This window comes from Pseudomonas sp. GM84 (assembly GCF_000282535.1).
Classification (GTDB): Bacteria; Pseudomonadota; Gammaproteobacteria; order Pseudomonadales; family Pseudomonadaceae; genus Aquipseudomonas.
The window spans coordinates 1-14,604 of record NZ_AKJC01000155.1; the positions used below are offsets into that span (position 1 = coordinate 1).

A 14,604-nucleotide genomic window follows, 5' to 3' on the forward strand; every position below is an offset into this window, starting at 1 on the left:
CCGCTCCTACAGGAGTTGCGTCAACTTTTGGAAGTTGAGCAAGACGGTTGCTCCCACCAGGATCGCGGCAAGTTTTGCAGCTTGGGCATGACCCTTCCCCCAGATACACCACTGGCATTGAAAACTGTGGGGTACCTGTGGGAGCGGGCTTATCCCGCGAACACCGGCGAAGCCGGTGCCATATACCGAGTTGCCTGCTTCGCGGGGCAAGCCCGCTCCCACAGGAATTGCGTCAACTGTTAGAAAGTGAGCAGGACAGTTGCTCCCACAGCGAACGCCACTGGCTTTCAGCTGTGGGAGTAGTCGACTACCTTCAGGCGCGCTGGCGCGCCAGGGTCATCGCGGTGTCTTCGATCATGTCTTCCTGGCCACCGACCATGCCGCGCCGGCCCATCTCCACCAGGATCTCCCGCGCCGACACGCCATACTTCTGCTCGGCGCGCTTGGCGAACAGCAAGAACGACCCATACACCCCGGCATACCCCATGGTCAGCGCATCGCGGTCACTGCGGATGGGGAAGTCCATGATCGGCACCACCAGGTCCTCGGCTACATCCTGGATGGCGAACACATCCACCCCGGTCTCGATGCCCATGCGCTTGCACACCGCCACCAGCACCTCCATCGGCGTGTTCCCGGCACCCGCGCCCAACCCCGCGCAAGCGGCGTCGATGCGGCTGGCACCGGCGGCGATCGCGGCGATCGAGTTGGCCACGCCCATCGACAGGTTATGGTGCCCGTGGAAGCCGATCTCGGTCTCCGGCCGCAGCGCGGCGCGCATCGCGGCCACGCGCTCGCTGACCTGATGCGGCAGCAGGTAGCCGGCGGAATCGGTCAGGTAGATGCAGTTGGCACCATAGCTCTCCATCAGCTTGCCCTGGGTGACCAGGCCTTCGGCGCTGTTCATGTGCGCCATCATCAGAAAGCCCACGGTGTCCATGCCCAGGTGGCGGGCATGGGCGATGTGTTGCTCGCTGACGTCGGCCTCGGTGCAGTGGGTGGCCACGCGCAAGGTGCTGACCCCCAGTTCATGGGCCATCTTCAGGTGCTCGACAGTGCCAATGCCCGGCAGCAGCAACGCCGAAACCTTGGCCTGTTTCATCAGCGGGATCACCGCCGACAGGTATTGCTCATCGCTATGTGCGGGAAAGCCGTAGTTCACCGAGCTGCCGCCCAGGCCATCGCCGTGGGTCACCTCGATCAGCGGCACCCCGGCGGCATCCAGGCCGCAGGCGATACGCTGCATTTCATCCAGGCTGATCTGGTGGCGCTTGGGGTGCATGCCGTCGCGCAGGCACATGTCATGTACGGTGATGCGTTTGCCAGTGAGGTCCATGGTCGCTCCTTAGGCCAGTGCAGCGGGGGCAGGGCGCAGCACCAGCTCGCCCTTGAGGATTTCCTCGGCGAACAGCTCGGCGGTGCGCGCCGCTGCCGCGGTCATGATGTCGAGGTTGCCGGCGTAGCGCGGCAGGTAGTCGCCCAGGCCCTCGACCTCCATGAAGATCGACACCCTGTTGCCATCGAACACCGGGCCGTTGACCAGCCGGTAACCCGGCACGTAGCGCTGCACCTGGAGGATCATGGCGTCGATCGCGGCGCGGATCGCCGGCTCATCGGGCGTGTCTTCGGTCAGGCAATGCACGGTGTCGCGCATGATCAGCGGCGGTTCGGCAGGGTTGATGATGATGATCGCCTTGCCGCGCCGGGCACCGCCTACCTGTTCCACCGCGCTGGCGGTGGTGCGGGTGAACTCGTCGATGTTCCTGCGGGTGCCGGGCCCCACCGATTTCGACGCGGCGGTGGCGATGATCTCTGCATACGCCACCGGCTGCACGCTGGACACCGCGGCCACCAGCGGGATGGTCGCCTGGCCACCGCAGGTGACCATGTTGACGTTCATCACGCCCAGGCCAAGGTTGGCCTTGAGGTTGACCGTGGGCACGCAGTACGGGCCGATGGCCGCCGGGGTCAGGTCGATCATCAGCACGCCGAGGGCGTTGAGCTTGCGCGAGTTCTCGGCATGCACATAGGCCGAGGTGGCATCGAAGGCGATCTGGATGCGGTCTTCGAGCACATGCGGGAGCAGGCCGTCGACGCCATCAGCGGTGGTCTTCAGGCCCAGCTCGCGTGCCCGTGCCAGGCCTTCGGAGCCGGCTTCGATGCCGACCATCCAGACCGGCTCCAGCACCTCGCTACGTTTGAGTTTGTACAACAGGTCGGTGCCGATGTTGCCTGGCCCGATCAACGCACAGCGGATCTTCTTGCTCATGTCTAAGGCTCCAGGGGAGGGGGTCAGGGCACGAAGTGCAGGCTGGACTGGCCCAGCCCGCTCATGCTCAGGCTGATGCGGTCGCCGGCCACTACCGGAACCAGGGGCGCCAGGGCGCCGGAAAGGATGACTTCGCCGCGCCGGAACGGGATGCCCAGCTCGCCCAGGGTGTTGGCCAGCCAGGCCACCGCCGCGCAAGGGTGACCCTGCACCGCCGAGCCCAGGCCATGGCCGGCCGGCTGGCCGTTCTTCAGCAGCTGCATCTCGACCCGGGCCAGGTCCAGGGTGCGCGGGTCGATGCGCTGGCTGCCGAGGGCGAACACGCCGCAGGAGGCGTTGTCGGCCACGGTGTCCTGGATGCGGATCTGCCAGGCGTCGATGCGCGAATCGACGATCTCGAAGCAAGGCATGACCCACTGGGTCGCGGCCAGCACGTCTTCGGCGCTGATGCCCGGCCCGTGCAGGTCTTCACCGAGCACGAAGGCGATCTCGCCTTCGGCGCGGGGCTGGATCAGACGGTGCTGGGCCAGGCTCACGTCGCTGCCGTCTTCGACCTGCATGGCATCGGTCAGGAAACCGAAGTCAGGCTGGTGGACATCGAGCATTTCCTGCACGGCGCGGCTGGTCACCCCGATCTTCTTGCCGATCACCTGCTCACCGAGCGCTTCACGGCGCTGCAGGAATGAAAGGGAAATACGGTAGGCCTGGTCGAGGGTGATGGCCGGGTAGCGGCGGGTCAGGGGGGGCAAGGTGGTGCGGCCACGAAGGGCGTTGAACAGCTCGTCACCGAGCGCTGTGATCAGATGGGCGTCCATGACGGGGCTCTCTGCGGTAAGGAATAAAAAGGGCCGGTCCGAGCGTGGTGTACCGGCCTGAGAAAAAGGGTTTCAGCCCACCCACACGCTGGAATCGGCGCCACCGTCGACGTCGATGATCTTGCCGGTGACCCAGGCGGACGCAGGGCTGGCCAGGTACAGGGCGGCGGCGGCGATGTCTTCGGGCGTGCCCAGGCACTTGAGCGGGGTGTTGGCCTCCATGCTCTGGCGCATCGCGGCCGGCATCACGCCGGCGAGCGCGGCGGTCAGGGTTGGGCCGGGGGCCACGGCATTGACCCGCACCTGCGGCGCGAAGTCCTGGGCCAGCAGGCGGGTCAGGTGGCTGAGCGCCGCCTTGGCCGTGCCGTAGGCGCTGAAATGGCGCTGCGCGTAGCGCGCTGCCACGGAGCTTATGTTGACGATGTTGCCGCCACCGGCCTCGCGCATCAGCGGCACGCACAGCTGGCAGAACGCGTAGGCGCTGGAGACGTTGAAGCGCATGATCTCGTCGAACTGCTCCGGGCTCAGGCCCAGCGGGTCGTTGGGGCCGCCACCGCCGACGTTGTTGACCAGGTGGGTGATGCGGCCCAGGTGCTCATGGCTCTGGCTGACCAGCGCCTGGCGTTGCTGCGGGTCGTTGACGTCGCAGGCAAACGCCAGGGCGTTGCGGCCCAGGGCGCGGATTTCTTCGGCCACCGCCTGCACGTCGTCCAGGGAACGGGCGGCGCAGACGACATCGGCGCCGGCTTCGGCGTAGGCCAGGGCAATGGCGCGGCCAATGCCACGGCCGCTGCCGGTGACGATGGCGACGCTGCCGTCGAGGCGAAATCGCTGCAGGATACTCATGGCTGTGCTTCCTCAGGGCTGTGGATGGCGAAGACTATCGCGGCGCAGGCGGCCTGCGGCATCGTCTCAACGGACTAGCACAGGCGCGGCCTGCAGCGCGGTCAAGCCCTAGTCCGCTTTGACGATGAATCCTGCCTTGGCCAACCCGATCATCGACCTCAACTCGCGCAGTGGCGCAGCGAGATCGGGAGAAACCAGTGATGCACAGTTTGCGAGAAAAGACCCAGGAAGAAGTCGAGCTGATCGAACGCGCACGGCGCCTGGTGCCGCTGCTCAAGGCACGTACCGCGCAGGCCGACCGTGACCTGCGGATCCCTGACCAGACCATCGAGGAGCTGCAGTCGGCCGGTTTGCTGCGGGCTTTGCAACCGCGCGCCTTCGGCGGCTACGAAGTCGACCCGCGGACCTTCTTCGAAATCCAGATGATCCTCGCCGAGGGCTGCATGTCGACCGCCTGGGTGTACGGCGTGATGGGCGTGCACCCCTGGCAGGTAGCGCGCTACCCGGTCGAGGCGCAGCGCGAAGTGTGGGAGCAGGACCACAACGCCCTGATTTCCTCGACCTACATGCCGTCGGCCAAGGTCACGGTGGTGCCGGGCGGCTATCGCATCAGCGGGCGCTGGGGCTTCTCCAGTGGCAGCGAGCACTGCCAGTGGGTGCTGCTGGGCGGCATTCTCCCGGCCGATGGCGACTTTGCCAGCGAACACGGCACCTTCCTGCTGCCACGGGCCGACTACCGCATCGAGCCGAACTGGGACGTGCTCGGCCTGCGCGGCACCGGCAGCCATGACATCGTGGTCGAGGATGCCTTCGTGCCGGCCCACCGCGTGCAACGCACCAACAACTGGACCATCGAGGCCACCCCAGGGCGCCTGGTCAATACCAACCCGATCTATGCGATCCCGTTCGCCCAGGTGTTTTCCCGCGCGGTGTCGACCTCGGCCATCGGCGCCCTGCAAGGCGCGATCAATACCTTCCGCGAGAACGCGGCGCAGCATATCGGCAAGCACGGTGCGCGCACGGCCGATGATCCCGTGGCCCAGACGGCCGTGGCGGAAGCGGTGATCACCGTCGATTGCCTGAAGCTGGTGCTCGAACGCAACTACGAGCACCTGATGACCCTGGCCCGTGCCGGCGAGTACCCGGACACCGAAACGCGCCTGCTGTACCGCTACCAGTCCTCCTACGTCACCAACATCTGCGCCGAGCGGGTCAACGACCTGCTGCGCAGCATGGCGGCTTCGGGCTTGTACAACAGCAATCCGGTGGCGCGCCTGTTCCGTGACCTGCACCAGGCTCGCGGGCACATCGCCAACAACTTCATGGCCTACGGGCGCAGCTTCGGCGCGGTGCAGCTGGGCCTGCCCAACCCGGACCCGTTCGTATGAGTGAATACCTAGCCCTGCGGGTGGCGCGGGTGGTCGAGGAGACCGCCGACGCCCGCTCCCTGGAGTTCGAGGTGCCGGAGGCGCTAGCCCAGCGTTTCCGCTACCAGCCGGGCCAGTTCCTGACGCTGCGGGTGCCTTTCGAGGGGGGCTGGTTGCCGCGCTGCTATTCGCTGTCCAGCACCCCGCTGCTGGACGAGCCGCTGCGGGTGACGGTCAAGCGCGTGCGCGACGGTCGTGCCTCGAACTGGCTGTGCGAAAGCCTGCAGGAAGGCCAGACCCTGGACGTGTTGCCGCCGGCCGGGGTGTTCGTGCCGCGCGACCTGGCCGGCGACCTGCTGTTGTTCGGCGGCGGCAGCGGCATCACGCCGGTGCTGTCGATCCTGCGCTCGGCGCTGCTGGCCGGGTCCGGGCGCATCCTGCTGATCTATGCCAACCGCGACGCGCAGTCGGTGATCTTCCGCGATGAGTTGCGCCTGCTGGCCTCGGTGCACCCGCAACGTCTGCAGGTGGTGCACTGGCTCGACGCGTTGCAGGGCATTCCAGTGGCGGCGCAACTGGCTGAACTGGCGCGGCCGTTCATCGACGCCCAGGCCTTCATCTGCGGGCCAGGGCCGTTCATGGACACCGCCGTCGAAGCCCTTCGGCAGCTTGGAGTGCCGCCGGCGCGGGTGCATGTGGAGCGCTTCGTGTCGCTGCCCGGCGAAGGCGAGGCGCCACTGGCCACCGCGAGCGACGCCGCCGTGGCCGCGCAACTGGCCGTGCGCCTCGACGGCCAGGAGCACCAGCTGGCCTGCGCCAGCGGCGAGACCGTGCTGGCCGCCATGGAACGCGCCGGCCTCAACCCGCCCAGTGCCTGCCGGGTAGGCGGCTGCGCCTCCTGCATGTGCACCCTGGAGCAGGGCGAGATCGAATTGCTGCACAACGATGCCCTGGATGCCGGCGAACTGGCCGAAGGCTGGATCCTGGCCTGCCAGGCCGTGCCGACCAGCCCCCACCTGCGTATCCGTTTTCCCGAGTGACGCCTATGAACCAGAGCCTGAATTCGACCCTGACCCCGCCTGCCACCATCGCCCGGCTGCTGTTCGACAGCGCCCGGCGCTATGCCGGCCATGCCGCCATCGAGGAAAACGGCATGCGCCTGGATTACGCCGACCTGCCGGAGCAGGCCTTGCAGGTGACCCGTGGCCTGATGGCCCTGGGCATCCAGCCGGGCGACCGGGTCGGCCTGTGGGCGCCGAACAGCCGCGAGTGGATTCTCGCGGCCCTGGGCATCCACTGCGCCGGCGCCGTGCTGGTGCCGATCAATACCCGCATGAAGGGTGCCGAGGCCGCCGACGTGCTGGCGCGCAGCGGCTGTCGGGTGCTGTTCGTGCAGCAGCGGTTCCTCGATGTCGACTACCCGGCGCTGCTCGCTCCCCAGCGCCCGGCGACCCTGGAGCACCAGGTGGTGTTCGCTTGCGACCAATCGCTGCCGGCGCGCGACCTGAGCTACGCGCAGTTCCTGGCCGGGGCCGCGACCATCGAGAAGCTCACCGCCGAGCGGCGCGCGCTGTGCATCCCCCCCGAGGCGGTCTGCGACCTGCTGTTCACCTCGGGCACCACTGGCAAACCCAAGGGTGTGATGAGCGCCCACGGGCAGAACCTGCGCGCCTTTACCGAGTATGTGCGGGTGCTGGGGCTGGGGCCGGGTGACCGTTACCTGATCGTCAACCCGTTCTTCCATGCCTTCGGCTACAAGGCGGGTTGGCTGACGTGCCTGATCGCCGGGGCGACCATCCTGCCCCACGCGGTATTCGACGCCGAGCTGGTGTTCGAGCGCATTGCCCGCGAACGGGTCACGGTGCTGCCGGGCGCGCCGACCTTGTACCTGTCGCTGCTGGCCCACCCACGCCTGGCCGAAACCGACCTGTCGAGCCTGCGGGTGGCCGTGACCGGTTCGGCGAGCATCCCGCCCAGCCTGATCGAGCGCATGCGCAGCGAGCTGGGGTTCAGCGTGGTGACCACCGCCTATGGCCTGACCGAGTGCGGCGGCCTGGCGACCCTGTGCGACCCGCAGGCCTCGGCCGAGGTGATCGCCGGCACCAGCGGCCAGCCGTTGCCGGGCACCGAAGTGAGCATCCGCGGCCCCGACAACGCCAGCCTGGCCCAGGGCCAGACCGGGGAAATCTGCCTGCGCGGCTTCCACATCATGCAGGGCTACTTCCAGGACCCGGCTGCCACCGCCGAGGCCATCGATGCCGAAGGTTGGCTGCACACCGGCGATGTCGGTTGCCTGGACCCTGCCGGCAACCTGGTCATCACCGATCGCCTCAAGGACATGTACATCGTCGGCGGCTTCAACTGCTACCCGGCCGAGATCGAGGCGGCGTTGCTCGGCCACCCGGCCATCGCCCAGGTGGCGGTGGTCGGCATTGCCGATGCGCGCATGGGCGAGGTGGGCTGCGCCTGCGTGGTGCTGCGCCAAGGGCAGCAGCTGGGCGAGCAGGAGCTGATCGGCTGGAGCCGCGAGCGCATGGCCAACTACAAGGTGCCGCGTCAGGTGCGCTTCTTCTCGGCGTTGCCGCTGAATCCTTCGAACAAGGTGGCCAAGAACGACCTGCGGGCGGCGCTGGCCCAGGCCTGAGGGCGGCCGTGGCGGTTTCACCAAACGGACGATGTGCGCCAGCCAGCGGTGTTCCAGTCTGCCTCGGCACACCGCAACAATAACAATAGAAGGAGAGCAGCATGTCTATGTCGAAGTGGCCGGCGCAAGGCGCAGCCAAAGGGTTCGGGCGGCGCAGCTGGTTGGCCATGGCCATTGGCGTTGCCAGTGGCAGCGTCAGCGCAGGACCGACCCTGGAGCTGGGCGAGGACACCACCCTGGAGTCGTCGCTCACGGTCAACTACACCGCCTCCGTGCGTACCGCCAAGCAGGCCCGGCAGTATCTCGACGACATCAACAATGACGACGGCACGCGCAACTTCAAGCGCGGCGGGCTGATCACCAACCGGGTCAGCCTGTTCGGCGAATTGCGCCTGCGCCACGACAATGTCGGCGCGGTGTTGCGCGGCAGCCACTTCTACGATGACGTCTACCAGCAGCGCAACGACAACGACTCGCCCCTGACGGTGAACAAGATCGGCCGCGCCGATGGCTTCGTCGAGGACACCCGGCGCCTGAGCGGCAGCAAGGCGCGGCTGCTGGACGCCTATGTGTACGGCAACTACCAGCTGGGCGACACCCAGTACCTGTCGGTCAAGGCCGGGCGCCACCTGGTGGCCTGGGGCGAGAGCCTGTTCTGGGCCAACATCAGCCAGGGCCAGGCGCCGGTGGATGCCACCAAGTTCAACGTGCCGGGCACCGAGGCCAAGGATGCCTACCTGCCGGTGGGCCAGGTGTCGGCGTCCTGGTCGCTGAACGAGGACCTGGCGCTGGTCGGCTTCTACCAGTACGAGTGGGAGAAGACCCAGCTCAACCCGGTGGGCGACTACTTTGGCAGTGACACCTTCGGCCCGGGCGCGGAGTTCTTCCGGCTCAGCCCCGGGGTGATCGAAAGCCTGCCGGACAAGAGCTTCACCGGGGTCAACTATGCCGGCGAGGTCAAGCCGCGCGACAGCGGCCAGTGGGGTGTAGGCGTGCGCTACCGGGTCACCGAGAACACTGAAGTGGGGCTGTTCCATTACCGCTATCACGAGCGGGTCGGCTCGCTGTTCTTCGACTTCACCGGGCAGACCCGCTACTCGTCGAATTCACGCATCAGCCAGCGTTCCAACCCAGGCGCTGCGCCGGCCTACCGCATGGGCTACTTCGAGGATGTCGAGCTGACCGGGGTCAGCTTCAGCTCCAAGATCGGTGACGCGGTGCAGTATGCCGGCGACCTCAGCTACCGCGACGGTGCCTCGGTGTACCTGAACAACGGCGCGCCCACCACCGGCCAGATCTGGCAGGGCAACCTGAACGCCTCGTACATCCTCGGCCCGAGCTGGCTGGCCCAGCAGACCACCTTCATGGGGGAGGTGGTGCACCAGCACATCGCCGGGGTCGACACCCTGGTGGTCTCGGGCGGCGGCCCGGGCGTGGACGGCAGTTTCGACGACTTCGAGTCGGCCACCCAGACCCGTGGCTCGACGCTGCTTGGGGTGGGTGCCTACATGGACTACCCGTCCATTGCCAACGGCCTGGACCTGACCACCCGGGTGGTCTGGCAACAGAGTGTCGACGGCAGCGCCTACCAGGGCCTGGGCCGCGACGAAAAACGCCTGACCGTGGGCGGTGACTTCAAGTACCTGGGCAACTTCCAGGTGGGCCTGACCTATGTCGCCTACCTGAGCTCCCCGGATGTCGTCCAGGGTCGCCTGCTGGCCGACCGCGACTACGTGTCGCTCAACGCCAAGTACACCTTCTGAGCCACACCTTGCCCCGGCGAAGGTCCGCCCGCGGTGGACCTGGCCGGGTTTCCAATCATTCACCGAGGACTCGGCCTGCCATGAACCCGACCACGCCTGCATCCCCGTTCAGCCCCGTCAGCATCGGCCCGCTGACGCTCAACAACCGTTTCATCAAGGCCGCCACCAACGAAGGCATGAGTGCCGGCGGCGTGCCGTCCCGGCAGCTGGCCCAACTGCACGCCAACCTGGCCAAGGGCGGCGTGGCGTTGACCACGGTGGCCTACTGCGCGGTCAGCCGCGACGGCCGCACGCTGCCCAACCAGCTGATCCTGGAGCGCGAAAGCCTGCCGCACTTCAAGGCCCTGACCGAGGCCGTGCACCGCGAGGGCGGCCTGGCCAGCGCGCAGATCACCCATGGCGGCTGCTTCACCTTCATCCGCGAGCGCTCCACCGCACGGCCGCTGTCGGCCAGCGGTGGCTTCAACAAGATCGGCATGATGAGCGGCATGTTCCTCAAGCAGGCGATGAACGAAGCGGACATGCAGCAGGTGGTACGGGATTTTGCCCAGGGCGCGCGGCTGGCCCGCGAAGCCGGGTTCGATGCCGTGGAAATCCACATGGGCCACGGCTACCTGCTCAGCCAGTTCATTTCGCCGCTGTACAACAAGCGGCGCGACCAGTACGGCGGCAGCCTGGAAAACCGCCTGCGCTTCCCGCGCCGGGTGCTGCGCGCGGTGCTCGACGCGGTGGGGCAGGATCTGGCGGTGGTGTGCAAGTACAGCATCACCGAGGGCGTGCGTGCCGGTAACAGCGCCGACGACGGCGCCAGGATCGCGCGCATGCTGGAGGAGGAGGGCGCGCACCTGCTGGTGCTCAGTGCCGGGATGAACGCCGAGTCGATCACCACCATGTTCGGCTCGTCCTTTCCCAAGGAGAACCGGGTGCAGCAGAAGAACCCGGTGATTGCCCTGGCCATGGCGATCCAGCGGCGCATGGACCCGGTGGTGGAGTTTCGCGAGCTGTACCTGCTGGAGCATGCGCGCAAGGTGCGTGCGGCGGTGAAGATGCCGCTGGCGTACCTGGGCGGGGCCAAGAGCCTGGCGAGCATCGAGCAGGTGATGGCCGAAGGGTTCGACCTGGTGGCGATGGGACGGGTACTGATTGCCGAGCCTGATTATGTGAACAAGCTGGCCGGTGGTGTCAGCCGCAATTCGATCTGCACGGCGTGCAACCGGTGTGTGGCGATGATGTATACGCCGGGGGGGACCTCGTGTGTGCTGGGGCGGCCGGGGGATGCGCTGTTGAACAGTCAGCGGGCTGGGGGGTGACCCCAAGGCTCATCGAAAGCTGCGTCTGATCCTGTGGGAGCGGGCTTGTCCCGCGAACCAGGGCGAAGCCCTGGCCATACACCGCGGTGTTTCATTCGCGGGGCAAGCCCGCTCCCACAGGAAGCCCGCAGACCCTGAGATCAACCGTGCTGCAGGAAGTCCAGGCAACTGCGGTTGAACAGCTCGCGGTGCTCCACCTGCACCCAATGCCCGCAGCGGTTGAGCACGATGAACCGCGCCTGGCGCGCGCCGTCAATGATGTACTGGGCACCACTGACCGGATTGAAATGGTCATCGCTGCCCCAGAAGCCGAAAATCGGGCACTCGATCTCACCCAACCGCGCGCGCATGTTCGGCACCAGCATGGTGCTGAACAGGTTCTTCGGCTGCGTCACCGCCACCGCCACCCGCTCCAGCAGCAGCTCCTCCGGCAGGATCGAGTCGTCGAACAGCTGCAGGCTCATCATGCTGCGCATCTCTTCGAGGCCGATGGGGCCGGCGTTGAACAGGCCGACCATGCGCAGGATGCCCGGCATCTGGAAGTAGGTCTCGCGCTCTTCGACGCCACCCGGTGCCAGCAGCACCAGCCGCTCCGGCAGCTGCGGGCAGCGCAGCGCCAGGCCCAGGGCAATGGCGCCACCCAGCGAGTTGCCCAGGATGGTGCAGCGGGTAACGCCAATCTGGTCGAGAAATTCGGCGACGCACGCGACGAAGAAATCCAGCTCGTAACGCACATCATCCGGCTTGTCCGAACGGCCGAAGCCGGGCAGGTCGAGCAGGATATTGCGGTAGCCGGCGTCGGTCAGCGCAGGGTAGTTGCCCTTGAAGTTGCTGTAGCCGCTGGCACCGGGGCCGCTGCCGTGCAGCCACAGCACCACCGGCCCGCTGCCTTCGTCCAGGTAGTGCAGGCGCAGGCCATTGGCAAGGGTTGCGTAGTGCCCGGTGGGTAGAGGCAGGTCGACGGGTTGGTTCATGCAGATTCTCCAGAGTGCACAGGTTGAGGGGCTGCATGTCCGGCATGCAGCCCTTGGATCCTGTGCCGTGCAGCACAAGCTCACATCGTCCGTTCAGACCACGCGGGGCCGGGGGCGTTAGTCCTATCGGACGATGCCTGCCATCCGCCGCGGGCCAATGATGGGGCAGACCTACGCGCTTCAAACCAAGGAGAACGCTATGAAACTGCAGAACAAAGTGGCCTTCGTCACCGGTGCCGGGCAAGGCATGGGCCAGGCCATCGTGCGCCGCTTCGTCGCCGAAGGGGCCAAGGTGGTGGCGGTCGACCTCGACCAGACCGCGCTGGCCGCAGGGCTGGCGGACCTGGGCGAACAGGTGCTCGCGCTGAGCTGCAACGTGGCTGACGCGGCGTCCGTGGCCGATGCCATGGGCGCAGTCGAGGCCCATTTCGGTGGCCTCGACATCGTCGTCAACAACGCCGGCGTCGGTGCGCTGGACAGCTTCCTCGATACACCGGACGACAGCTGGGCGCGGGTGCTCGGGGTCAACCTCGGCGGCACCTTCCTGTGCTGCCGCGAAGGGGCGCGGCTGATGGTCAAGGGCAAGCGCCAGGGCGTGCTGATCAACCTCTCCAGCACCGCCGCGCTGACCGGCGAGGGGCCAAGCCACTACTGCGCGTCGAAAGCCGCTGTGATGGGACTTACCCGCTCGATCGCCCGCGAGCTCGCGGGGCAGGGGATCCGCGTCAATACCCTGGTGCCCGGCCCGACCAACACCCCGATGATGGCTGGCATCCCCGAGGAACACATGCAGGCGCTGCTGAAGAACGTGCCGCTGGGGCGCATGTGCGAAACCGACGAGATCGCCCGCGTGGCGGTCTTCCTGGCCAGTGAGGACGCCAGTTTCATCACCGGCCAGAACATCGCCGTCAACGGCGGCATGGCCTTTATCTGAGGAGAGCAGTGGATGAGCAAACGTCTGCAAGACAAGGTCGCGTTCGTGACCGGCGCTGGATCGGGGATTGGCGCGGCGACCGCGCTGCGCTTCGCCGAGGAGGGGGCCCTGGTGGTGCTGTGCGGGCGCCAGGCGTCACCGCTGGAAGGCGTGAAGGAGCAGATCCTGGCCCAGGGCGGTCGCGCCGAGGTCGCGGTCGCCGATGTCAGTGACGAACAGGCCTACGTCGCCGCCCTGCAGGGCACCGCCCAGCGCCACGGGCGCCTGGACATCCTGGTGAACAACGCCATGGCCTACACCTGGGGCGGCATCGACAGCATGACCACCGCCGACTGGCACGCCAACTTCGCCACCACGGTGGACGGCACCTTCTGGGGCACCCGCACGGCGATGCAGCTGATGCAGGGCAGGGGCGGCTCGATCGTCAACATCGCGTCCATCTGCGGGGTGTTCGGCACGGCCTGGATGGCCGGCTACTCGGCGGCGAAGGCGGCGGTGATCAACTTCAGCCGCGCGGCGGCCAGCGAAGGCGCACCGCACAATATCCGCTGCAATGTGATCATCCCCGGCGTGGTCGATACACCAGCCACCGCCGGCATGCTGGGCGACGCCAAAGCGCGTGCCAACACCGAGAAAGTCATCCCCATGCGCCGCGTCGGCCTGCCGGTCGAGCTGGCCAATGCCATTCTGTTCCTGGCCAGCGACGAGGCCTCCTACGTGACCGGGGCGAGCCTGGCGGTGGACGGCGGGCGCAGCTCCGACCTGTACACGGTGCTGGAATGATGAACAGGGACGAGCCATCGCTGCTGCAGCGCATCGACCGCCTGGAGTCGCTGGATGCGATCCGCCAGCTGGCCGGCAAGTACGCCCTGGCCCTGGACATGCGCGACATGGACGCCATGGCCAACTGCTTTGCCGAGGATGTTCGGGTGGGTCGGGACAAGCAGGGCCGCGCGCATCTGAAGGCGTGGCTGGACGAGACCATGCGCAAGCAGTTTCACGGCACCTCGCATCATTTGGGCCAGCACATCATCGAGTTCAGCGACCCGGATCATGCCACCGGGGTGGTGTATTCGAAGAACGAGCATGAGACCGGACCTGAGTGGGTGATCATGCAGATGCTGTACTGGGACGACTACGAGCGCATCGATGGGCGCTGGTGTTTCAGGCGGCGGTTGCCGTGCTACTGGTATGCCACCGACCTGAACAAGCCGCCGATCGGTGGTTTGAAGATGCGCTGGCCGGGGCGTGAGCCCTATGCCGGGAGTTTCCATGAGCTGTTCCCGTCGTGGGATGCGTTCTGGGCCCAGCGGCCGGACAAGGATGCATTGCCGCAGGTGGCCGCGCCGGCGCCATTGGAAGGGTTCTTGGCGGGGTTGCGGCGGGGGGCGGGCGACCCGAAGATTCGCGTGCGTTGAGCATCCGGGCCAGCGAACCTGGCCCTGTGGGAGCGGGCTTGCCCCGCGAAGGAAACACTGCGGTGCATGGCCAGGGCTTCGCCCTGGTTCGCGGGACAAGCCCGCTCCCACAGGGTTTTGTGGTGCCTCTGATGTCGAGTGACTGCAGGTTCGGCCCTTCGCCGGCAAGCCGGCTCCCACAGGGATCTCCGGAACACCACCAATCCCTTGTGGGAGCAACTGTCTTGCTCAACATGTGAAAGTTGGCGCGATTCCTGTGGGAGC

General features: G+C 67.0%; 13 protein-coding genes. 8 read left to right on the forward strand and 5 right to left on the reverse strand.

What is annotated here, in order from left to right; genetic code table 11:
- Nucleotides 1-313: 313 nt before the first annotated feature.
- The 4 genes from dmpG to PMI38_RS13355 form a co-directional block, all read right to left on the reverse strand.
- The gene (gene dmpG / locus PMI38_RS13340; protein ID WP_008094764.1) at nt 314-1,336 is read right to left on the reverse strand and encodes a 4-hydroxy-2-oxovalerate aldolase; all 1,023 of its coding nucleotides are present in this window, start codon (nt 1,334-1,336) and stop codon (nt 314-316) included.
- 9 nt (nt 1,337-1,345) lie between these two features.
- Entirely contained in the window at nt 1,346-2,269 is a 924-nt protein-coding gene (locus PMI38_RS13345) for an acetaldehyde dehydrogenase (acetylating) (protein WP_008094765.1), read from the reverse strand.
- Nucleotides 2,270-2,292: 23 nt separating this feature from the next.
- Complete coding sequence (locus tag PMI38_RS13350) at nt 2,293-3,084, reverse strand: fumarylacetoacetate hydrolase family protein (protein ID WP_008094766.1); 792 nt, start codon at nt 3,082-3,084, stop codon at nt 2,293-2,295.
- A 72-nt stretch (nt 3,085-3,156) separates the two neighbouring features.
- The gene (locus tag PMI38_RS13355) at nt 3,157-3,930 is read right to left on the reverse strand and encodes a glucose 1-dehydrogenase (RefSeq protein WP_008094767.1); all 774 of its coding nucleotides are present in this window, start codon (nt 3,928-3,930) and stop codon (nt 3,157-3,159) included.
- A gap of 200 nt (nt 3,931-4,130) precedes the next feature.
- On the opposite strand from PMI38_RS13355, the gene PMI38_RS13360 reads away from it, so the two are divergent.
- From PMI38_RS13360 to PMI38_RS13380, 5 genes are all read left to right on the forward strand, one after another.
- Complete coding sequence (locus PMI38_RS13360) at nt 4,131-5,318, forward strand: acyl-CoA dehydrogenase family protein (protein WP_008094768.1); 1,188 nt, start codon at nt 4,131-4,133, stop codon at nt 5,316-5,318.
- Entirely contained in the window at nt 5,315-6,337 is a 1,023-nt protein-coding gene (locus PMI38_RS13365) for a ferredoxin--NADP reductase (RefSeq protein WP_008094769.1), read from the forward strand. Before PMI38_RS13360 ends, PMI38_RS13365 begins: the two co-directional genes overlap by 4 nt.
- Nucleotides 6,338-6,342: 5 nt before the next feature.
- Complete coding sequence (locus PMI38_RS13370) at nt 6,343-7,941, forward strand: FadD3 family acyl-CoA ligase (RefSeq protein ID WP_008094770.1); 1,599 nt, start codon at nt 6,343-6,345, stop codon at nt 7,939-7,941.
- Between the two features lie 101 nt (nt 7,942-8,042).
- On the forward strand, nt 8,043-9,704 hold the full coding sequence (locus PMI38_RS13375) for a DUF1302 domain-containing protein (RefSeq protein ID WP_008094771.1): 1,662 nt from the start codon (nt 8,043-8,045) through the stop codon (nt 9,702-9,704).
- Between the two features lie 80 nt (nt 9,705-9,784).
- Nucleotides 9,785-11,014, forward strand: coding sequence for an NADH:flavin oxidoreductase (locus PMI38_RS13380; RefSeq protein ID WP_008094772.1), 1,230 nt, complete (start codon nt 9,785-9,787; stop codon nt 11,012-11,014).
- 140 nt (nt 11,015-11,154) lie between these two features.
- Here the strand turns inward: PMI38_RS13380 and PMI38_RS13385 are convergent, their stop codons facing one another.
- Nucleotides 11,155-11,988, reverse strand: a complete 834-nt coding sequence (locus PMI38_RS13385) for an alpha/beta fold hydrolase (protein ID WP_008094773.1) — start codon at nt 11,986-11,988, stop codon at nt 11,155-11,157.
- A 199-nt stretch (nt 11,989-12,187) separates the two neighbouring features.
- On the opposite strand from PMI38_RS13385, the gene PMI38_RS13390 reads away from it, so the two are divergent.
- From PMI38_RS13390 to PMI38_RS13400, 3 genes are read left to right on the forward strand one after another with little or no spacing between them, the layout of a single operon-like run.
- Complete coding sequence (locus PMI38_RS13390) at nt 12,188-12,922, forward strand: SDR family NAD(P)-dependent oxidoreductase (protein WP_008094774.1); 735 nt, start codon at nt 12,188-12,190, stop codon at nt 12,920-12,922.
- A 12-nt stretch (nt 12,923-12,934) separates the two neighbouring features.
- Nucleotides 12,935-13,705, forward strand: coding sequence for an SDR family NAD(P)-dependent oxidoreductase (locus PMI38_RS13395; protein WP_008094775.1), 771 nt, complete (start codon nt 12,935-12,937; stop codon nt 13,703-13,705).
- The gene (locus PMI38_RS13400; RefSeq protein WP_085988527.1) at nt 13,705-14,340 is read left to right on the forward strand and encodes a nuclear transport factor 2 family protein; all 636 of its coding nucleotides are present in this window, start codon (nt 13,705-13,707) and stop codon (nt 14,338-14,340) included. Before PMI38_RS13395 ends, PMI38_RS13400 begins: the two co-directional genes overlap by 1 nt.
- Nucleotides 14,341-14,604: the final 264 nt, after the last annotated feature.